Origin of the sequence: Cellulosimicrobium cellulans (assembly GCF_006539945.1) — a bacterium.
Lineage (GTDB): Bacteria > Actinomycetota > Actinomycetes > Actinomycetales > Cellulomonadaceae > Cellulosimicrobium > Cellulosimicrobium cellulans.
The window spans coordinates 1-19,587 of the sequence record NZ_BJNZ01000003.1 but is presented as its reverse complement, the minus strand read 5'-3'; the positions used below and the strand labels follow the sequence as shown (position 1 = coordinate 19,587).

General features: G+C 74.0%; 18 protein-coding genes. 4 read left to right on the top strand and 14 right to left on the bottom strand.

Annotated elements, in window-relative coordinates; all coding sequences use genetic code 11:
• Positions 1 to 57: 57 nt before the first annotated feature.
• The 3 genes from CCE02nite_RS02930 to CCE02nite_RS02920 are packed head-to-tail and all read right to left on the bottom strand — an operon-like array spanning position 58 to position 3,378.
• Positions 58 to 1,038: a GDP-L-fucose synthase family protein gene (locus CCE02nite_RS02930; RefSeq protein ID WP_255318602.1), complete on the bottom strand. Its 981-nt coding sequence runs from the start codon at positions 1,036 to 1,038 to the stop codon at positions 58 to 60.
• Positions 1,035 to 2,063: a GDP-mannose 4,6-dehydratase gene (gmd, locus tag CCE02nite_RS02925; protein ID WP_141388045.1), complete on the bottom strand. Its 1,029-nt coding sequence runs from the start codon at positions 2,061 to 2,063 to the stop codon at positions 1,035 to 1,037. Before gmd ends, CCE02nite_RS02930 begins: the two co-directional genes overlap by 4 nt.
• Positions 2,064 to 2,112: 49 nt before the next feature.
• Positions 2,113 to 3,378 (bottom strand): glycosyltransferase, encoded by a 1,266-nt coding sequence (locus tag CCE02nite_RS02920; protein ID WP_255318621.1) that lies wholly within the window; start codon positions 3,376 to 3,378, stop codon positions 2,113 to 2,115.
• Between the two features lie 70 nt (positions 3,379 to 3,448).
• Between CCE02nite_RS02920 and CCE02nite_RS02915 the strand changes: the two genes are divergently transcribed.
• On the top strand, positions 3,449 to 4,015 hold the full coding sequence (locus CCE02nite_RS02915) for an LbetaH domain-containing protein (RefSeq protein ID WP_141388043.1): 567 nt from the start codon (positions 3,449 to 3,451) through the stop codon (positions 4,013 to 4,015).
• A gap of 10 nt (positions 4,016 to 4,025) precedes the next feature.
• Positions 4,026 to 5,228 (top strand): glycosyltransferase, encoded by a 1,203-nt coding sequence (locus CCE02nite_RS02910; protein WP_141388041.1) that lies wholly within the window; start codon positions 4,026 to 4,028, stop codon positions 5,226 to 5,228.
• Here CCE02nite_RS02910 and CCE02nite_RS02905 read toward each other — a convergent pair.
• The 10 genes from CCE02nite_RS02905 to CCE02nite_RS02860 all read right to left on the bottom strand — a co-directional run bounded on the left by CCE02nite_RS02905 (position 5,135) and on the right by CCE02nite_RS02860 (position 16,091).
• Positions 5,135 to 6,409, bottom strand: a complete 1,275-nt coding sequence (locus tag CCE02nite_RS02905; protein WP_170227196.1) for an O-antigen ligase family protein — start codon at positions 6,407 to 6,409, stop codon at positions 5,135 to 5,137. The genes CCE02nite_RS02910 and CCE02nite_RS02905 overlap by 94 nt on opposite strands.
• Entirely contained in the window at positions 6,406 to 7,233 is an 828-nt protein-coding gene (locus CCE02nite_RS02900; protein WP_141388037.1) for an O-fucosyltransferase family protein, read from the bottom strand. Before CCE02nite_RS02900 ends, CCE02nite_RS02905 begins: the two co-directional genes overlap by 4 nt.
• Complete coding sequence (locus CCE02nite_RS02895) at positions 7,230 to 8,486, bottom strand: MATE family efflux transporter (protein ID WP_141388035.1); 1,257 nt, start codon at positions 8,484 to 8,486, stop codon at positions 7,230 to 7,232. Before CCE02nite_RS02895 ends, CCE02nite_RS02900 begins: the two co-directional genes overlap by 4 nt.
• Entirely contained in the window at positions 8,476 to 8,826 is a 351-nt protein-coding gene (locus CCE02nite_RS02890) for a hypothetical protein (protein ID WP_141388033.1), read from the bottom strand. Before CCE02nite_RS02890 ends, CCE02nite_RS02895 begins: the two co-directional genes overlap by 11 nt.
• The gene (locus CCE02nite_RS02885) at positions 8,823 to 9,764 is read right to left on the bottom strand and encodes a polysaccharide pyruvyl transferase family protein (RefSeq protein WP_141388031.1); all 942 of its coding nucleotides are present in this window, start codon (positions 9,762 to 9,764) and stop codon (positions 8,823 to 8,825) included. Before CCE02nite_RS02885 ends, CCE02nite_RS02890 begins: the two co-directional genes overlap by 4 nt.
• The gene (locus CCE02nite_RS02880; protein ID WP_141388029.1) at positions 9,761 to 10,873 is read right to left on the bottom strand and encodes a glycosyltransferase family 4 protein; all 1,113 of its coding nucleotides are present in this window, start codon (positions 10,871 to 10,873) and stop codon (positions 9,761 to 9,763) included. The genes CCE02nite_RS02885 and CCE02nite_RS02880 overlap by 4 nt, the downstream gene beginning before the upstream one ends.
• A complete protein-coding gene (locus CCE02nite_RS02875; protein WP_141388027.1) occupies positions 10,870 to 12,015 on the bottom strand; it encodes a glycosyltransferase in 1,146 nt (381 codons plus the stop codon). Before CCE02nite_RS02875 ends, CCE02nite_RS02880 begins: the two co-directional genes overlap by 4 nt.
• Positions 11,999 to 13,528, bottom strand: a complete 1,530-nt coding sequence (locus CCE02nite_RS02870) for a sugar transferase (protein ID WP_141388025.1) — start codon at positions 13,526 to 13,528, stop codon at positions 11,999 to 12,001. The genes CCE02nite_RS02875 and CCE02nite_RS02870 overlap by 17 nt, the downstream gene beginning before the upstream one ends.
• A 199-nt stretch (positions 13,529 to 13,727) precedes the next feature.
• Positions 13,728 to 14,285, bottom strand: a complete 558-nt coding sequence (locus CCE02nite_RS02865; RefSeq protein WP_141388023.1) for a peptidase — start codon at positions 14,283 to 14,285, stop codon at positions 13,728 to 13,730.
• 96 nt (positions 14,286 to 14,381) lie between these two features.
• Positions 14,382 to 16,091: a DUF4012 domain-containing protein gene (locus CCE02nite_RS02860; protein WP_170227195.1), complete on the bottom strand. Its 1,710-nt coding sequence runs from the start codon at positions 16,089 to 16,091 to the stop codon at positions 14,382 to 14,384.
• Positions 16,092 to 16,379: 288 nt separating this feature from the next.
• Here CCE02nite_RS02860 and CCE02nite_RS02855 point away from each other — a divergent pair, with 288 nt between their 5' ends.
• Complete coding sequence (locus CCE02nite_RS02855) at positions 16,380 to 16,925, top strand: arsenate reductase/protein-tyrosine-phosphatase family protein (RefSeq protein ID WP_170227194.1); 546 nt, start codon at positions 16,380 to 16,382, stop codon at positions 16,923 to 16,925.
• A 569-nt stretch (positions 16,926 to 17,494) separates the two neighbouring features.
• Positions 17,495 to 18,919, top strand: coding sequence for an MFS transporter (locus CCE02nite_RS02850; RefSeq protein ID WP_218027012.1), 1,425 nt, complete (start codon positions 17,495 to 17,497; stop codon positions 18,917 to 18,919).
• A 26-nt stretch (positions 18,920 to 18,945) separates the two neighbouring features.
• On the opposite strand, the gene CCE02nite_RS02845 is transcribed toward CCE02nite_RS02850, so the two are convergent.
• Entirely contained in the window at positions 18,946 to 19,464 is a 519-nt protein-coding gene (locus CCE02nite_RS02845) for a TrmH family RNA methyltransferase (RefSeq protein ID WP_141388015.1), read from the bottom strand.
• Positions 19,465 to 19,587 lie beyond the last annotated feature (123 nt).

Below are 19,587 nucleotides of genomic sequence, written 5' to 3'. Positions count from 1 at the left end.
CGACCACGATCGCCTCAATGTCGCACACCCCGTGAGGCCACGCGAGCCTCGGCCACGTCATCGACGGACGTCCGCGGCGTGCTCGCGGTACCACGCGACCACCTGTTCGAGGCCGTCGCGCAGACCGATCCTCGACCGCCACCCGGTGGCGGCGAGCCGTGACACGTCCAGCAGCTTCTGCGGCGTGCCGTCCGGCTTGCTCGTGTCCCAGACGGTCTCCCCCTGGTACCCGACGACGTCGGAGATCGTGCGGGCGATCTCCTCGATCGTCGCGTCCGTCCCGGTCCCCACGTTGACGTGCGTCGGTCCGTCGTAGTGCTCGAGCAGGTGCAGGCACGCGTCGGCCATGTCGTCGCTGTGCAGGAGCTCGCGGCGCGGTGAGCCGGTTCCCCAGTTGGTCACCCGGTCCGCGCCCGTGCGCACCGCCTCGTCGTAGCGCCGGACGAGCGCGGGCAGGACGTGGGAACCGCGGGGCGAGAAGTTGTCCCCCGGCCCGTAGAGGTTCGTCGGCATCACAGAGATCCACGGCAGCCCGTACTGACGACGGACGGCCTGGACGTGGAGGATCCCGGCGATCTTCGCGATGGCGTAGGCGTCGTTCGTCGGCTCGAGCGGACCGGTGAGGAGGGCGTCCTCGCGCAGGGGCTGCGCGGCGAGCCGCGGGTAGATGCACGACGACCCGAGGAACAGGAGCCGCTCGACGTCGTGGGCCCGCGCGGCGTCGAGGACGTTGACCTGGATGCGGACGTTCTCCGAGAGGAAGTCCACCGGGTACGTCGAGTTCGCGAGGATGCCGCCCACCTTCGCGGCGGCGAGCGCCACGTAGCGCGGCCGCTCCCGGCGGAAGTGCTCGAAGACGGCGTCGCGGTCCGTCAGGTCCAGCTCCTTGGACGTCCTGCCGACGAGCCGGGAGAAGCCCGCCGCCTCGAGCCGTCGCCAGATCGCCGACCCGACCAGGCCGCGATGACCCGCGACGTAGAAGACCGCGTCGCGGTCGAGCGGGCCCGGCTCGAAGGTGATCGTGTCCTGCGCGCTCACGCGGCGTCCCAGGCGGCGAGCGCGACGTGGTCGATCCACGGCGAACCCGCGTGCTCGAGGGCTTCGACGTCCGCGTCGACCATGATCCGCGCGAGGTCCCGCCCGTCGACCGTCGGCTTCCAGCCGAGGTCGGCGTGCGCCTTGCTGGGGTCGCCGACGAGCGCGTCCACCTCCGTCGGGCGCAGGTACCTCTCGTCGAACCGCACGTGCCGTTCCCAGTCCAGGCCGACGTGCGAGAACGCCTCCTCGAGGAAGTCGCGCACCGTCAGGCCGATGCCCGTGGCGAGGACGTAGTCGTCCGGCGTGTCGGCCTGGAGCATGCGCCACATGCCCTCGACGTACTCGGCCGCGTACCCCCAGTCGCGGACAGCGTCGAGGTTCCCGAGGTACAGGTGTTCCTGCCGTCCCGCACGGATCGCGGCGACCGCCCGGGTGATCTTGCGCGTGACGAAGGTCTCGCCGCGGCGCGGTGACTCGTGGTTGAAGAGGATGCCGTTGACCGCGAACATGCCGTAGGCCTCGCGGTAGTTCTTGGTGATCCAGTAGGCGTAGAGCTTGGCCGCCGCGTAGGGCGAGCGCGGGTAGAACGGGGTGGTCTCGCTCTGCGGGGGCGGCGTGGCCCCGTAGAGCTCGGACGACGACGCTTGGTAGTAGCGCGTGTCGACGCCCGCGAGCCGGACCGCCTCGAGCAGACGGATCGCACCGGTACCGGTCGTGTCCGCCGTGTGCTCCGGCTCGTCGAAGGAGACCCGGACGTGGGACTGCGCGGCGAGGTTGTACACCTCGTCCGGGCGGATCTGCGAGATCAGCGTGACCAGGCGCGCGCCGTCCGAGAGGTCCGCGTAGTGGAGGAACAGCCGCGCGTCCTCCTCGTGCGGGTCCTGGTAGAGGTGGTCGATGCGTGCCGTGTTGAACGTCGACGCTCGACGGATCAGCCCGTGCACCTCGTACCCCTTGCGGAGCAGGAGCTCCGCGAGGTACGAGCCGTCCTGCCCGGTGATCCCCGAGATCAGTGCCTTCTTCATGTGTGTGCCCCCTGTGGTCGGCAGCGGCGCTGCCCGATCGTGGTCAGAACTACGTGGTCGCGGCGGCCGCTGCCCCGCGCAGCCCCTCCGGCGCGCCCTCCCGGCCGCCGTGGCGGGCCAACCACTCCTCGAAGCGGTCGACGGCGGCCTCCTCGGAGAGGACGTCGACCCGGTACCGGCGGCCCGCGGCGCCCAGCTCGCGCCGACGACCAGGGTCGGCACCGAGCTCGAGCGCTGCCGCGAGGAGAGCCTCAGGGTCCTGCGCGTCGACGCGCGTCCCCGCTCCGGAGTCCCGGAGCTCGTGCGCCGTCGTGGAGCCCTCCGAGGTCGCGGCGAGGACCGGCCGCCCGGCGTCGAAGTAGGACGTGAGCTTGCTGGGCACGGACATCTCCGCGAGACCCGCGAGCTCGTTCACGAGCAGGACGTCGGCTGCCCTGAGCGCCTGGGTGAACCTGTCGTCCGGCAGCGGGTCGACGAACTGGATCGAGCGGACCCCGGCCGCGGCCGCCATCAGCTCGCGGCGGCGGCTGCCGTCGCCGAGCAGCACGAACCGGACCGGCGCCTCCCGCCCGTCCGCGAGCCGTGCCGCCTCGACGACGTTCTCCAGACCCTGCTTGGCGCCCTGGTTCCCGGCGTGCAGCACGACCAGCTCCTCGCCCCAGCCGAGCTGCTCGCGGACGGCCCGCACGTCGGTCTCGCCGGTGGGCGCCAGGTGGGTCCAGTTGCGCACGGTGCGCACCGAGCCCGCCGCGGCACCCAGGTCGTCGAGGAGGTGGCGCGCGAACCGTTCGTGGATCGCGACCACGCCGTCCGCGCGGCGCACGACCCAGCGCTCGACCTGCCGGACGACCCGCGCCAGGGCGCCGCTCAGGGTGCCGGTCTCCCTCACGCCGAGGGAGTAGAGGTCCTGCGTCCACAGGACGACGCCGGGCGAGGCGCGTCGGCCACGGCGCCCGACCGCGAGCCGTGCCGACGCGACGGCGGCGGAGAACAGGGACGGCGAGACGAGGAGCACGACGTCGGCGTCGGGCCAGCGCGCCGCGGCCGACCGCACGCCGAAGCTCAGCTCCGCGAGGAGGCGCCGCAGCGGGGTCGGGGTGCCGGGGACGTAGTGGCGCACGCGCAGGACGGCGACCCCGTCGATGGTCTCGCTCCTCGACCAGCCCGAGTATCCGTCCTGGACCTTCCACCCGGGATAGTGCGGAAAGGTCGTGATGACACGCACATCGGCGCCCCGTGCGACGAGCGCACGACTCAGCGCCGACGTGTAGGGCGCATTTCCGGTAGGTTCCGGAGAGTAGTTCGCGCCGAGCACGAGCACACGCAGACCTGGGGCTTTCACTCGATTACCATAACTGCGGCGCGACGAGGACGCTGGGGGGCAGATGAAATCCGCTGTTACGGGCAGGAAAATTCCTGTGGTCCCGCTAGCGGACGCGCCGGGAGAACGCGCGTCGTGGGACCGTCCGACGGCCGTCGTCTATCTCTGGGGAGTCGCCGAGCTCCTCCTCGTGTCGAATCCCTGGCAGATCAGCTCGAGGATCCGGGTGCGCGTGCTGCGCGCGTTCGGCGCGGAGATCGGGGACGGGGTCGTGTTCCGCCCCAGGACCCGGGTCCGATTCCCATGGAAGCTTCATGTGGGGGACAACTGCTGGATCGGCGAGGGGGTCTGGATCCACAACCAGGATCACGTCCGGATCGAGCACGACGCCGTGCTCTCCCAGGAGACCCTCGTCACGACCGGCAGCCACCGGCACCGCTCCGACATGGGGCTCGTCACGTCGCCCGTCCACGTCGGGCCGGGCGCCTGGGTCACCGCCCGCTGCATCGTGCTCGGCGGGACCCGGCTGGGGCGGTCGTCGCTCGTCACGCCCGGTTCGGTGGTGCGGGGCGAGGTGCCGGACGGGGCGATCTGGGACGGGCGCGAGCTGTCGTCCCGGTCGAGGTTCTGAGGGCGGCGGGATGCGCATCCTGCACGTCACGACGCTCATCACCCCCGACGGCGCGTTCGGCGGACCCGTCCGGGTGGCGACCAACCAGGTCCGCGCGCTGCGCGAGCGGGGCCACGACGCCGTGCTCGTCGCGGCGGCGTCGGGCTTCGACACGCTCCCGACGGTGTGGGACGGCGTCCCGGTCAGGACGTTCCGGGCCGTGCGGGCGGCCCCGGGTACCGGGTTCGCCGGGATCGCCGCCCCGGGGATGGTCCGGTGGTTGCGATCGAACGCCACCCGTCTCGACGTCGCCCACGTGCACCTGGCGCGCGATCTCGTGACGCTGCCCGCCGCCCGGGTGCTGGTCTCGGCGGGCAGACCTCTCGTCACGCAGACCCACGGCATGGTCATGCCGAGCCGGCACGTGCTCTCCCGACCCCTGGACCACCTGCTCACGCGCCGGGTCGTCACGGAGGCGTCGACGAACCTCGTCCTGACGGACACCGAGGAGGCTGGGCTGAAGGAGCTGTTCGCCGACGCAGCGACGATCGACCACCTCGCCAACGGCGTGCCCGCGGCGCCGCCCGCCGCGGCAGAACTGCCGCAGGCACCCCCGCGCGAGGTCCTGTTCCTGGCACGCCTGCACCGGCGCAAGCGGCCGCTCGCGTTCGTCCGGATGGCCGCAGACCTCGCACCCCGCTTCCCCGGGGTGCGGTTCTCGCTCGTCGGTCCGGACGAGGGCGAGGGTCCGCAGGTGACCGCCGCCATCGCCGGGCTGCCCCCCGCGATCCGCCACCAGGTCGTCTGGGAGGGCGCCCTGCCGCCGGGCGAGACTCTGGCACGGCTCGCGGCCGCCGACCTCTACGTCCTCCCCTCCGTCGACGAACCGTTCCCCATGAGCGTCCTCGAGGCGATGTCGGCGGGGACCCCCGTCGTCGTGACCTCCTCGTGCGGGCTGGCACCGGCGATCGCCCGGGCCCGCGCGGGTGTGGTTCTCAGCGAGGACGAGCAGGAGCTCCCGGTCGCGGTGGCACGCCTCCTCTCCGACGCCCCACTGCGGGCGACGCTCGGCCGCGAGGCCCGGACGCTCGTCGGGAGCAGCTACTCCGTCGACGCGGTCGCGGCACTCCTGGAGCAGCACTACACGCGCGCTGTCGCGTCCCGCTCCGCGCGACGCCCGGCACGGACGAGCCGTCCCGGAGGTCGCGACGTCCCGCTCTCGTCTCGCCCCTGAGCCGCCACCGCGGCCAGGAGCAGGACGGCGGGGAACCAGACGAAGCGGTCGTAAAGCGACGGCCCAGTCTGCGCAAAGAACAGTGCTGCAACGGTCGCCGCGAGCAGCGCCGTGCCGAGCAGGCCCCGCGCCCTCCATCCGACGACGAGCGCGGTCACGCACATCACGACGACCGCGAGCAGGAGCAGGACTCCGCCCTGGTACCAGGAGAGCACCAGCATGTTGTGCGCCTGCGTGACCCCGTTGTACGTCCCGCCACCCTGACCGAACCCGATTCCGGAGAACGGGTCGGAGCGGATACTCTCCCAGGCGAACCGAATGGTCTGCATTCGTTGTCCGACCGTGCTCGTCCCGCCGACGCCGATCGCCGACTCATAACGGTCGAAAGGCGTCACCACGGCCGGGAATGCGCGGCGAAGAATCACGAGCGCCAATGCCGCGGCACCGATCCCGAGAATTCCGCCGAAGGCGGCGCGCGGGCTGCGGGCACGCCACAGGAGGACGAGAAGCCCGACCGCCGCGGTGAGGAGACCGGTGATGCTCGCGGTGAGCAGCAGGCCGACCGCGACGAACGCCGTCGCGACGAGCGCGCCGATCCGCCGATGACGCGCGAGGACGGCGGCGAGGCAGAGCACGAGGGCCACCGCGAGGCACCCACCCTGGCCGTTGGCATGGCCTCCCAGGCCGACGAATCGCGCCGTCGTCCCCTCGTCCGGTGTCGCGAGGAACAGGGGGCGCAGGTCGACGCCGGCCAGCTGGCCGAGCGCGACCACAGAGGACAGGCACGCCCCGAGGACGAACGCCGTGGCCGCCCCGACCACGTGCGCAGGGGTCCGCAGCACCACGGTGGCCACCCAGGTCCAGACGAGCCAGACCATGCACAGCCGAGCGCCGACCGCCAGCTCGAGCGTGGGCGCGGGCGCCGTGACGGCGAGCGCCATGGTGGCGAGGACGGCGAGCCCCGAGGCCACGGCGACCCCGGCCGGAACCCTCCCGGGCGGGCGGGCGAGGCTGAGCAGGCACAGGGCCGTCGCGACGACCAGCGCCGCGTCACCTACCGTGAAGCCCGCGACGGACCGGACCGCGGTGAGCGGGACGAGGAACGCGCCGACGAGGAAGGTCGCGCGGGCGGCGCGGACCATCACGTCGCGCTCCGGGTCCACGCGCGTGCCCCCGCTCATGCCCACGACCTCGCGAGCAGGTCGAGCCATCCGTCGGGGACGTCCTCCGCGCGGCTCTCCCACACGTGCTCGTGCGGCCGGTAGGCGTTCCCCCCGGGAGCCACCAGGAGCGGCACCGACCCGAGGAACGCACCCCAGGAGGTGAACGTCGACCGGCTCCCCAGGATCCCCGCCGACCGCGACAGCAGGACGATCTCGTCGAGGGCGTTGCGAGCACCCGACCGCGCGACCCCGGGCATCCGCAGCAGGTCCGCCAGCTCCGAGTCCTCGCCGTCGGACGCGACGACCACCGGGAGGTCGACCCCGCCCGCCCGGAGCGCGCGCACGGCCCCGACGTACCAGCCCAGCGGCGTGCTCGTGTTGTTGGCGCTCACGGACGACGCGCCCTCGTCCGGACGCTTGAAGTCGCCCAGGCGCACGTGGACGCCGAGGTACGGGTCGCGGCGAGCGGGGCCGACGACGCCGTCGCGCGCCCACCCGAGGAGCGTCTCGCGGTGCCACTGCCCGGGCCGGACGAAGGGCTCGTAGTAGTCGCGCATGCCTGCGACGAGCACGACCTCGGACGCGTCGTCCCCGCGCCCCGCCCGGACGACCGACTCGGCCCGGCGACGCAGGATCCGCTGCTCGAGGGTCGGAGGTCGGAAGAGCCGCCAGTACTGCCTCCTGTCCCGTTCGCCACGCAGCGTCGGCCCGACGCGGAGCTGGAACCACCGCGGCGCGATCAGCGTGCCCGAGGTCTCGGCGGCGACCTCGGCCGCGCGCAGGGCGGGGAACAGCTCGTTCCCCAGGCCGGCGCGGCCCAGTCGGGGCAGGACGAGCGTCATGGTGCCTCCTTGACGCGGCGGCGAGGAGACAGGAGCACGGACCACGAGAGCAGGCAGAACACCAGGTCCCGCGCCAGCGCGCCCCACGCAGCCCCGACGGCACCAGCCGTGGCCGCACCGAGCGCGAGTCCGGCGACGCCGACGACGAGCGTCGACAGCCAGACCGCGACGAGGGCGTTCTGCCGGCCGAGCCCCGTGATCTGCTGCGTCGCCACCCCGCCGAGGCACGAGAAGATGCCGGCGACCACGCAGATCCGCAGGGCGTCCGCGTCCTCGAGGGTGACCGAGAACACGAGCTCCACGAGCGCCTCCGGTGCCACGAGCACGGGCACCGCGAGGACGAGGTAGGCACCCGCCACGACGGTGGCCACGACGCGCCGCTGCGTCCTCACGTCGGCGTGCGACCGCGACCGCGCCGCGTACGCCACCGCCGCTCCGGCCGGGATGAGCGCGACGGTGGTGAGCGCGCCCTCCACCTGGCTCGCCAGACCGTAGACCCCGACTGCCGCCGTCGCGGCGAAGAACGAGACGAGCACAGCGTCGCTCCGGTTCATCACGGTGTTGATCAGCGGCGCGACCCCGAACCGCCACGTGCGGCGCACCCCGAGCACGCCCGCGTCCTCCTCGCCCGGCGGGGACGCCGGCACGAGCCGGTACTGGACCACGGCGATGACGAGCTCGCCGACCGCGAGGACGACGAGCGTCGTCCACAGCGGCGCGCCCGTCGGGCCCACGAGCAGCAGGACGGGGACGGTGCTCGCACGGACGACGCCGTTGAGCGCCGCCCCACCCCGGAACCGCCCGACCCCGTACGCGAGCCTCGTGACCACGCTCGACGCCAGGTACCCGAGCGCGTAGACGCCGACCGCCAGGGTCCAGGCCGTGCCGTCGCCACCGGGCGGCGCGACCACCACGGTCGCGGCGAGGAGCGCGACCGGTACGACGACGCCGACGCGCGCGAGGAGGGGCGCGAGGACGGTCCGGCGCGAGGCGAGCTCGCCGGCCGCGAAGGCACGCATGATCTGGGTCGAGAACCCGAGGTCCACGACGGCGGTCACGAGGACGGCCGTCGAGGTCGCGAGGACCACCCGCCCGACGCCCTCGACCCCTCCGGCGGCACCGGCCACGGCCAGGACGACGAGCGTCTGCGCCTTCGACCCGGCGGAGGCCGTGAGCGTCCAGGCCCCGTCGACGACGCCGGTGCGCCGCAGGGTCGCGACGGCGCGGCGGTAGACCGTCCCCTCAGCCGTCACGTGACCTCCTCACGCGTGCGCCGGCGAGGAGCGCGCCCAGGAACGGCGCGAACGGTGCGCCGGGCTCGCTGTGCACCAGCCCGATCCCCGTGTTGAGGATCGTGCGTCGCCACCGCCACGGCATGACGAGCCGGCCCAGGCGTGCCGCGACGTCGGACCGCGCGTCGGTGACGCTGAACCGCACGTGCGTCGTCACGGGGTCCAGACCGGCTCGGGCGGCGACGCGCCAGTCGCTCTCGCTCGCGACGAGGACGTAGTCCGTCGCCGGGAGCCGGGCCAGCCGGTCGGTCGTGACGCGCGCCGGGAGCACGGCGGTGGCCTCGCCGCGCGCGGCCCTCATCGTGCGATCCCCCATCGCGCTCGCCATCCGTCGACGGCCTCCCGCGGGACGGCGACGCTGACCGTCTCCCCGGACCTCAGGTCGGCACGGTACGTCCGCGCCGCGTGCCGCGACGGCGCGCGGAGACCGACCGATCTGGCGATCTCGCGTGCCCGGTTGTCGATCGAGAGGACGAGCGACGGGACGCCTCGCTGCATCGCGCGGATCCCCCCGTGCAGCCGCAGACCGACGTACGCCGTCCCGGGCTCGGCGAGCACGGCGTCGAGCTCCTCGAGGCCGCTGCCCAGGACCGCGCCGGCGCCGCGACGGACGTGGTCGACGTACTCCGGGTCCCCCGGGCCCTGGGGCCAGAAGAGGACCTCGTCGAAGTGCTCGACGAGCTCCCGGACGAGGCGCTCGTCGGCGAGCGGGTCCTGGTTGTAGTCGGTGAACGTCGCCACGACGCGCCGCTCGACCGACGGGAGCACCTGCTTCTCCACCCCCCACAGGGTCGGGCAGCTGGTGTGCACGGCCGGGACCCGAGCTCGACGCAGCTTCGCGAGCGAGTACTCGTCCCGCACGGCCCAGGGGGTCGTGCCCGCGAGCGCCCGGAGCCAGGCCGCGGAGACGGGGTCGATGCCCGCGCGCTGGTACTGCCACCAGCCCACGCCGAGGAACGTCAGCCGACCGCGGCAGAGCTCGATGTCCTCGACCGGCCAGTGCCACGCCCGCCGCAGGCGCATGTGGTCCGAGAGCAGGTTGGTGCCGCACACGACGACCTCGTCCGCACCGCGGAGCGCGGCGCGGTCGGCGGTCGAGAGCGCGCCGTGCATCGGGACGAGCTCCACGGTGCGCCCGGCCGCGCGCAGAGGCTCCACGAACTCCGACGCGATCGACTCGGAGATGATGCGGTCACCGACGTTGGTCGATGCTGCCCCGGGGTCTGCGACGACGATCATCGTGCGCCTCCTTGGTCGAGTCGTGCGAGCCACTCGCCGTAGGCGGCCCCGACGCGGTCCCACGTCGCGGTCTCGGCGACCCACTTGCGCGCGCTCCGGCCCAGCTCGTGGTTCTCGTCGACCGCGGCGAGCGAGGCGTCGAGGCCGTCGGGCGAGCCGAAGTCGTGCGCGAGGGCGACGCCCTGCGTGGCGAGCGGTTCGGCGGCGTGGATCGTGGCGGAGAGGAGCGTCGGGACCCCCGCGGCGAGCATCTCGAGCAGCATGATGCTGCACGACTCCCAGCGCGAGGGGTGCAGGTACGCGCGGCACTCGCGGATCAGCCGCTCCTTGTCGTCGCCCCGGGCGCTCCCCCGGACCTCGACGTCCCTGCCGAGGCCGAGGTCGGCAGCGAGGTCGGCGGTCCGGCCTCGCCCGCCGCGGAAGTCGGGCCCCGCGAGGACCAGGCGCGGCCGGGGCGACGGCAGCTCGCTCCACCGGTGCAGGAGGTGGTCGATCCCCTTGTGGTCCGGGTCGTAGCGGCCCATCCACAGGAAGTACCCGCCCCCGCCGGCCCACCGGACGGTGTCCTCCGGAGCGGGTGCGCCGTTCGGCAGGGCGAGGACGCTCGGGGCGTGAGCGGTCAGTCGGCGCACGACGACGTCCACGAGCTCGACCTCCGAGGGGTAGAAGACGTGGATCCAGTCGACCCGCCGGAGCACGCCGGCCTCGACGGTGCGGCGGATCCCGGCGACGTCCTTGAGGCGGGACGTGATGCCCGTCTCGTAGACGCCGTGCGGCATGAGGGCGACGACCGCGCCCCGGCGCCGGCCCTGGCGCGCGGCGACGACGTTGCTCGCGACCCAGCCCTCGTGCAGGTAGAGGACGTCGCCCGGCGCGACGTGGCGCCCGAGCCCTCTCGGGACCCAGGTCGTGCGGCTCCGTCCGACGTGCGGGGTCGTGCGCACCGCGCCCCTGACGTCCGCCGCCAGCTCCCGCGGGGCCGGGACGGGGGCGCAGAGCACGACCGCGTCGTGACCGGCGCGTCGCGCCTGCCGCACCCAGTTCTCGATCGAGTCCGTCACGCCCGACGGGTGCGACAGGAAGCGCGCGTAGTAGTGGGCCACCCTCATGCGGCGTCCTTCACGACGCCGTGCAGCGTCCGGACGATCCGCTCGGCCGCGGCCTCGACCGTCGGCAGCGTCCGGGCGCCGGACCGGGCTTCGGGTCGCGCCGCGGCCAGGTCGAGCCAAGCGTCGGCGAGCAGCTCCGCCGTCGCCGGGACGGTGCGCAGGTCGGCGCCCTCCTGCAGGTACTCGATCTCCGGGGCGTGGCGGGCGGCGTCGGTGGTCAGGACCGGCAGCCCGAGCGCGAGCGCGTCGACCGCGACGAGGCCCACGCGCCCCGGGTTGAGCAGGAGCCGGGACACCGCTCCCGCACGCGCGACGTCGACCGTGCCCAGCTGTCCCAGGAGGACCACACGGCCGGTGCGGTCCGCGAGGTCCCGGAACACTGGGGCCGCCGGGCCGTCCCCGGCGACGAGGAGCCATGCCCTCGGGTCGCGTCGGAACACCTCGAGCGCGGCGTCCCGGACGAGGCCGGGCAGCTTGTGCTCGTTGAGCGCGCCGAGCACGAGCACCGGCACCGCGTCCTCCGGGAGCCCGATCGACGCGCGGTACCGACGCAGCCCCGCCGCGTCGAGCGAGGCGCGCTCGCGCCGCAGCTCGGTCGTGTCGGTCGCGTTGTCGAACGACGTCACGCGATCCGCCGGAAGACCCGAGGCGTCCAGCACCGACCGACGCCCGGACTCGGTGTAGGTCAGGACGTGCGCCGCACGCCGGTTCACCCACGACTCCAGACGGGCCGCCGCCGAGACCTCGGCGGCCGTGTACGACGCGCCGTGCCCCCACGTGACGAACGGGCGCCGGCGCGCCGCCGCGAGGACCGCGTCGAGGTTGCCCGCCTGCATCTCCGTGAGGAGCACGCCGCCCCGCCACGCGACGGGGAGCCGGCGGTGGACGACGTGCCGACCGCCCCGGCCCAGGCGCACGACCCGTGTCGCGACCTCGCTCGCCCAGGGGACCTCGACCATGTCGCCGCGCGCGCGCCGACGCCGCATCTGGTCCGCGTCGCCGCCGAAGAAGACGTGCGCCTCGACACCCAGGTCCGCGAGCTGCTCGACCACGCGGCCGAAGAGCCCGACGCGGTACGCCGGGACGTAGGGCTGCGTGATGGCGACGCGGGGCGTCGCGGCAGGTCTAGTAGGCACCGTCACGCCCCACCACCGCCCGGAGCGTACGGAGCAGGATGAGCAGGTCGCCCGCCATGGTCCAGTTCTCGACGTAGTACAGGTCGAGGCGCACGCTCTCCTCGAGCGTGAGGTTGTTGCGTCCCGACACCTGCCACAGCCCGGTCAGCCCGGGCTTGACCAGCAGACGTCGCCCGATCTCGGCGTCGTACTGGTCGACCTCGAGCGGCACCTGCGGTCGCGGTCCGACCAGGCTCATGGACCCGGCGACCACGTTGAACAGCTGGGGGAGCTCGTCGATCGAGTACCGGCGGATGAAGGCCCCCACCCTCGTGGTGCGCGGATCGGCCCTGGGCTTGTAGTAGACCCCGACCTTCCCGACCCCGAGGACCTCCTCCAGCCGGGACTCGGCGTCGACGACCATCGAACGGAACTTGAGCACGGTGAACGGTTCACCGCGCAGGCCCACACGTTCCTGCCGGAAGAGCACCGGGCCACGGCTCGTCACCCTGACGGCTGCGGCGGTGACCAGGAGCGGGACCGCGAGGAGGAGGATCAGGACGATCGCCCCCACGACGTCGAAGGTCCGCTTGAGCACGTGCTGCGGCCCCGAGTACCCGGGGGCCTCCACGTGCAGGAGCGGCAGTCCGGCGACGGGCCTCGTCCTGATCCGTGGGCCCGCGACGTCGGTGAGGGCCGGCGCGAGCACCAGGTCCGCGCCCCACGGCTCCAGGTCCCACGCGAGACGCTTGACGGTCCGGGGCGTCACGAGGTCCGAGCCCGTGACCATGACGGTGTCGGCGTGCAGCGGCTCGACGAGCCTGGCCGCGTCGACGACGTCTCCGACGACCGGGACCCCGGCGACACGCTCGCCGGGCTGGACCGGACCGCCCGGCACGCACGCGCCGACCACCTCGTAGCCGGTGTGGCTCGCGCGGCTCAGCTCCTCGACGAGGTGCGCCGCACCCTCGCGGCCGCCGACGACGACGGTCCGCGACCGGCAGCGACCTCGGGCACGCAGCGCCACGAGCCGGCGGCGCGTCGCGTAGCGGCCGAGGAGCAGCAGCACGAGACCGACGGGCAGCGCGATGGCCACGTACCCCCGCGCGAGGTCGTACCGGACGAGATAGGCGATGATCGCGACCGCACCGAAGAGCGCGATCGTCGCGTTGACGACGCGCGCGTACTCCGGTGCGCCCGTCCCGATGAGTCGTCCCTCCCGGGAGAACGCGATCCGCAGCGCGCCCAGCCACGCCACGAGCAGACCGATCGAGATGACGAGGTAGTCGAGGTCGGGCGCGGTCCCGCCGATCCCGTCGAACCTCACGAGGAAGGCGGTGCCCACCGCGACCGCGACCGCGACCGCGTCGACGAACCCCGTCCGGCGGACGAGCCGCGTCTTCCAGCTCGGCCGACGGTAGGCGCCGAGCGCGATCCGGACGAGCTGCCCGGTGTCGAACGACGACGTCCGTCGGCCATGCCGGGTCGTCGAGCCGTCGAGGTCGACCCGACCGATCTCGCTCTCCTTCTCCAACGTCATGTGTGCCCCCTGCGGCGTCCGTGCGGACGGCACGCCCCGCACAGCACACGTCGCCTCGAGGGACGGGTGCGCCGGTACGCGGTCGGTGTGCCGATGGGTCGACGGCTGCGGACGTGGACGCCGGTGTCCCGCAGCCACGGGCGGTCGAGACCGCCGGTGGACGACGTGGGTCCGCGAGAGGTCGCGGGCCCACGCGGTCTCACGGCCCGGTCTTCACCTTGCGCCGGTTGCGCGCGACGAGGACCACGGCCGTGCCCCCGGCGACGAGGAGCGCGGCTCCTCCCACGAGGAGGACCTGGTCCCCACCGGTCTCCGCGAGCCCCTGACCCTGACCCTGGGCGTCGCTGTCACCGGCGCCGCCGGTGGTCCCGCCGTCTCCGGTCCCGTCGGCGACCGCCACGATCTGCTGGCTCGAGAGCACCGTCCCGTCCGCATCGGTGGCGACCAGGGTGTACGTGCCCGGCTCGGAGAGCGTCACGGTGAACGACGCGAAGCCGTCCGTCGTGGCCTTGGTCAGCGCCTTGGTCCCGGCGATGGAGATGGCACCGTCAGGGACGTCCGGGGAGGAGATCGTGAGCGTGATGCTCGGGTTGCCGGCCGGACCGCTCACCGTGACCGTGAAGGAGTCACCCACCGTCGGGGTGGTGGTCGAGACACCGACCTCGAACTCGTCGGCCTCGTAGGCGGTCGCTACCGCCGGTGCCGCGGCGAGCGCCGCGGCCAGGAGCAGCGTGGTCGCTGCGTGTCGGAGCTTCATGTCAAAGGCCCCCTGCCTTCGTCGGCGACGCGGGAGCCGTTGCACGGAGGCCGTCGTCGACGGACCCCCCAAGGCACGTGCCCCCGCCGTGCAGATCTAGGAGAACACACCTTCCGTGCACTGGGAAGCGGGAACGGTGTCCGTCACCGGCCGGGCACCAGGAGTTTTCCTGACGGAAACACTCCCGCGCTGGTCCTTGCCGCTCACGACCTCGTAGCCGAAGGTGGCCGTCTGGCCCGGGCCGACAGCCACCGACCGCGCGCCGACGACGAGCCCCTCGTGCACCTGGGAGAACAGGCCGAGGTCGCCGTCCGGTCCCGTGGCGCCCTCGATGCCACCGTGCGCAGGCGCGTAGACCAGCAGGTTCGTCCGGATCGTCCCGTCGCCGTCCGCACCGGACACGTAGGTCGGGAGCGACGCGGCGTCGTCCGGAGAGAGGATGGACGTGAGGGTGACCGTCAGGGTGAAGGACTGGGAACCGTCCGGACGGCACCGGAAGTCGTCGATCGCGACCGTCGTGTCGAGGTAGTACCCCACCTTCGCCGCGGTCGTCGCGTTGAGGAAGACGCCCACGACCGGGGAGGTCTCCTCACCGGAGGCGTCGGTGATCCGGCCCCGGAGCTCGCCCGAGAGGACCGTGCCCGAGAGACGCTCCTGCTCGTCCGCGTCCGAGGACCAGACGAGGAGTCGCCCCTCGCGGGCCGACTCGGCGAGGGCGCCCACGAGCCGCCCTGGGTCGGCGCCCCCGCCGGCCAGACCCGCGAACACCTGTTCCGCGACGGCCGACAGGACGACGTCCTGGACCGTGGGGTCGGGGTAGCTCCGGTACACGCCGTTGAGCAGGAACGCGGACGCGTCGTCGCCGCTCAGTCGGATCTCGCCGCCCGCCGGGTCGGCGACCGTGACGGGCCCGGTCGCCGCGAGCACGCGACCGAGCGCGACCGGGTCGACCGCGAGGACGCCGTCGACGTCGAGGCCGGTCCGGTCCCGCCAGGTCGCGCGCGCCACCTCCGCCGTACGTGGGAAGTCGGGCGTCGACGTCACGTTGAGCATGAACCGCCCCAGGTCGTCCCCGAAGAGGGCGTCCTCCGCCCCGCTGAGACCGACCACGCTCGTCGCGGACGCGCCCAGGGCGCTCCCGGCACGCACCTCCACGAGCCGGACGGCGCCGTCCTCGGCACGGACGTGCAGGACCGAGCCCGCGATACCTCCCGCGGCGCGAGGCTCCGCGTTGTTCTGCACGAGCACCAGGTAGTCGCGCGGGGCATCGGCACCGAGCATCGGCGGAACGAGCTCGACGGCGCGGGCCGCCGTCGCGGTCTGCGCGTGCACCTCCACGAGCTGCTCGCGCAGCCCGGTCACGGCTGTCGCGAGCGGCGAGACCAACGACGAGGGGTCGATCGCGGACACGGCGTCGATCGCCCGCGCGACCGATCGGTCCGCGGAGACCACGTCGTCCCGGGCCTCCTCGAGCGGACGGAGGTCCACGGCTCCGTTCCGAGGGGCCAGGAGCGTCGGCGACGCGACCGCGGCGGCGTCCGCGAGCCGCGGGAGCGCATCGTCGGCGATCGCCTCCACCGCGGTCGCGACCTCTCCGAGCGCCCGCGCGTCGTCGCCCAGCACCGGAAGTGCTCGCGCGAGCGCCCAGTGCGGCCCTCGCGTCGACGACGCCGCCACGTGGGCCGAACGTCGCACCTCCGCGAGCGCCACGGACGTGTCCTGGCCGGCGCGGACCTGCTCCTGGAGCGTCGGCAGCTCCGCGGCCGCCCTCTCCAGGGCGTCCCGGGCGCGCAGCGCGTCCGCCACGAGCCACGCGACCCACGCGACCGCGAGGACGAGGAGGAGCGAGACGGCGGCCGCGGCCCGTCTCCCGAGGCGGCGCCTCCTGGTCCGGCGCGGAACGGGCCCTACCGGGTCCGGGCGCTCCCGTGGACCGGGTGACGCGGCGACCGTCGTCGCCGTGCCCGCCCACCGAGGTCCCCAACCGTCGTGCACCATGCCGCCCCCCGCGACTCTGCCCCCCGGCGACGCGCCCGCGAGCGCCCACCGCTCGCGCTAGATTACCCAGACCACCCGCCGCCACGAAGGATGACCGTGCTCTCCGTACTCGTCGTCTGCACCGGCAACGTCTGCCGTTCACCCGCAGCGCAGCTCGTCCTCTCCTCGGTCCTCGACGGGACCGTCGAGGTGACGAGCGCCGGCACGGGAGCGCTCGTCGGCGCTCCTGTCGCGGGGCCCATGGCGCGGCAGCTCGCACGACGTGGGCTCGACGTCTCGGGCTTCGTCGCACGTCCGGTAGCGGCCGACCTGCTGGAGTCCGCGGAGCTCGTCCTGACCATGACCCGTGCGCACCGCGCGGCCGTGCTCGAGCTGGCTCCCGCAACGCTGCGACGGTGCTTGCTGTTCACCGAGGTGGCGGCGCTCGCGCAGCGCGTGCCGTCCGTCCCCGAGGCCTCCGACGACGCGGCACGCCTGCGAGCCGTGGTCGTCGGTGCCGGACGCGCTCGCGCGACGTTGGGCGGGCTCGGTCCCGACCAGGACATCGAGGACCCGTACGGGCACGACGACGACGTCCACGCCCGCGTGCTCGACCGGATCGTCGACGAGACGGACCTTCTGGTCACCGCCCTGCGTCGATGAGTCGGCCTTCCTCCCGGCCCCCTGCTCGGGGAGCAAGGCCGACTCATCGTCACGGTCGCCGGAGGTCCGCCACCACGATCACCACGAGCCCTCCCGCACGGCCGGTCCTCCGCTGCGCTCGATCGCCACGCGTCGTTCCCGAGGACTGACGTCGACGGGCTCGGCGCGTGACCACCGCGCAGCCAGCCCTGGGGACGACCGTCGACCGCCCGGTCGCCACCGGCGCATGCAGGCAGCGTGCACGGAACCACGCGGCCCTGCAGGCTGGACGACTCTCCAGTCGGGACACATTGCGTCCGTTTGTCCCTTAGCGGCCGTTCTGCCGGCCGCACCGAGCCCGGTGTTCACCCGGTGGGGCCGTCATCGCTTCTCACATCGTGAGACGCGTGCCCCAGCCCCACCGTCGGCCGGCGACGAGCACGGGCTCGTCCGATGCGACCTTGGTCACGATCAGGTGGACGAGGTGGAGCGCTGCTCGAAGCAGTTGGTTGAATGATCAACCGTGCGCGGGCGTCGGCCCGCCCCCGCCCTCCTCCGGGGCGGCTTCTCCCCAGCCTCGAATGCGTGCCGTGCCCCTCCCTGCCCTCACCCCGTTCCGTCCTGCCCGCACGACCCCCGACCGGTCCCCCTGGCGCGCGCTGCGCCACCGCTCGATGCGCTGGTGGTCCGGCGCCAACCTCGTCTCGAACGCCGGCGCCTGGATGCAGCTCACCGTGCAGAACCTGCTCGTGCTGCAGATCACCGGCTCCCCCGCGGCCACCGGGCTCTCCCTCGCGGTCCAGGCCGCGCCCGGCCTGCTGCTCGGCGTGGTCGGCGGCGCGGTCGTCGACCGGTGGCCGCGCAAGCTCACGGCGGCGGTGAGCCAGGCCGTCCTCGCCGCCGTCGCCCTCACGACCGCAGCGCTCGTCGCCCTCGACCTCCTGAGCCTGCCCGCGCTGCTCGCCCTCTCCGCGCTCACGGGGCTCGTCGCGACCGTCGACGGCCCGGCCACCGCCCTCCTCGGCAACGACCTCGTCCCCGTCGACGACGTCCCGTCGGCCATCGGCATCGGGTCGGTCGTGCACAGCGCGGGACGGCTCGTCGGCGTCGCGCTCGCGGGCGGCGCCGTGGCGCTCGCGGGTCCCGCCGTGGCCTACGTCGCCAACGGGGTGTCGCTCCTCGGTGTCGCCGCCGTGGTCCCGTTCCTCCGCCTCCACCCCGACGCCGCACACTCGGCTCGCCCGCCCGCGTCACCCCCGCCTGACGCCGCGGACGACGAGGCGCTCCCCGTGGAGGCCCCGACGGCGCGGCGCGACGCCGGGGCCCTCCGCTTCTTCCTCGGACGCCCCCGGCTCGTCGCGCTCCTCGTCGTCACGGCGGTCAGCTCGCTGCTCGGCCGCAACTACACCCTCACGCTCGCCGTGCTCGTCACCGGGGCGCTCGCGGGTGGCGCCCAGGAGTTCGGCACGGTGTCCACCGTGCTCGCCGCGGGCGGGATCCTCGGAGCCGTCCTCGCGGGCAGGCTCCGGCGCCCGACCGTCCGGCTCGTCGCCCTGCTCGCCGCCGCGGGTGCGACGCTCCAGGTGGTCGCGGGACTGGCGCCGACGCTGACCGTGCTGCTCCTCGTCGTCGGCCCGATGGCCCTCGTCGAGGCGGTCTCCGACACCGCCGGGACGACCGTGCTCCAGACCGACCCGCCGCCCGCCATGCGGGGCCGTGTCCTCGGGGTGTGGCGCAGCGCGAGCACCGCCTGGGGCCTCGCCGGCCCGCCGCTCCTCGGCCTGCTCCTGGAGCTCTGGGGCCCCCGCGGGGCGCTCGCGGTCGGAGGGCTCGTCGTGGCCGGCGTCGTGGGCGCCGGACTCGCGCTCCGTCGCGTGCGCCTGCCGGAGCGAGGTGGCGCGGCGCGCCGAGCGCCGCTCGCGCCCGTTCCGGCGACCCCGAACCAGACCCAGGTCGAGACCGACGCGCCGCCGGCAGCGGCGCGTACCGAGGAGCCGGTGCTCGTAGCCGCCTGAGGCGCGCCCGTCGAAGGCCCGCCGACTCACGCCAGGCCCGCCAGTCGGTACAGCACGAGGCTGCCCGCGACCGCGACGTTGAGGCTCGCGCCCCAACCCGCCATCGGGATCTCGACGCACTCGTCGACGTTTGCCAGGACGTCGTCGGGCACACCGTGGCGCTCGTGCCCGAGCAGCAGCACCGTCGGCACGCGTGCGGGCGCGAGCCGTGGCAACGGCGTCGCGCCCTCAGCGAGCTCGACGGCGACAAGGCGCCTCCCGGCGGCGCGCTCGGCGTCGAGCCACGCCTCCTTCGACGGCGCGACCCAGTGGATGCACGGACGGCGACCCTTGAGCGTGTCGCCCACGGTGAGGGCCGTGCGGTAGTGCGGGGTGCTGGGCACGGCGAGGCACGCCCCGACCGCGTCGCACGTGCGCAGGAGGGTGCCGAGGTTGGCGTCGTACGCGACCCACAACGGCGCGACGACCAGGTGTCCCCAGCAACCGTGCCGGGACGACCGACGGGCGCGACGCAGCTCGCGCGGCGTCGACTTGGCGCCGCTCATCGGCGCGCGGGGGATGCTCCTCGAGTGTGGTTCATCGTGAGGCGCCTTCAGCGGCGGCGCCGGGCCATCGTCGGACGACGGCGGTGCGTCGTCGTGCGGAGCGCCAGGCTATCGCGTCGACCT

Excerpts from the sequence above, each read along its gene's own strand:
- CCE02nite_RS02865 (WP_141388023.1), bottom strand. The coding sequence starts at position 14,285 with ATGAAGCTCCGACACGCAGCGACCACGCTGCTCCTGGCCGCGGCGCTC.
- CCE02nite_RS02870 (WP_141388025.1), bottom strand. The coding sequence starts at position 13,528 with ATGACGTTGGAGAAGGAGAGCGAGATCGGTCGGGTCGACCTCGACGGC.
- CCE02nite_RS02900 (WP_141388037.1), bottom strand. The coding sequence starts at position 7,233 with ATGACGCTCGTCCTGCCCCGACTGGGCCGCGCCGGCCTGGGGAACGAG.
- CCE02nite_RS02905 (WP_170227196.1), bottom strand. The coding sequence starts at position 6,409 with ATGAGCGGGGGCACGCGCGTGGACCCGGAGCGCGACGTGATGGTCCGC.
- CCE02nite_RS02915 (WP_141388043.1), top strand. The coding sequence starts at position 3,449 with ATGAAATCCGCTGTTACGGGCAGGAAAATTCCTGTGGTCCCGCTAGCG.
- gmd (WP_141388045.1), bottom strand. The coding sequence starts at position 2,063 with ATGAAGAAGGCACTGATCTCGGGGATCACCGGGCAGGACGGCTCGTAC.
- CCE02nite_RS02885 (WP_141388031.1), bottom strand. The coding sequence starts at position 9,764 with ATGATCGTCGTCGCAGACCCCGGGGCAGCATCGACCAACGTCGGTGAC.
- CCE02nite_RS02910 (WP_141388041.1), top strand. The coding sequence starts at position 4,026 with ATGCGCATCCTGCACGTCACGACGCTCATCACCCCCGACGGCGCGTTC.
- CCE02nite_RS02890 (WP_141388033.1), bottom strand. The coding sequence starts at position 8,826 with ATGAGGGCCGCGCGCGGCGAGGCCACCGCCGTGCTCCCGGCGCGCGTC.
- CCE02nite_RS02845 (WP_141388015.1), bottom strand. The coding sequence starts at position 19,464 with ATGAGCGGCGCCAAGTCGACGCCGCGCGAGCTGCGTCGCGCCCGTCGG.
- CCE02nite_RS02880 (WP_141388029.1), bottom strand. The coding sequence starts at position 10,873 with ATGAGGGTGGCCCACTACTACGCGCGCTTCCTGTCGCACCCGTCGGGC.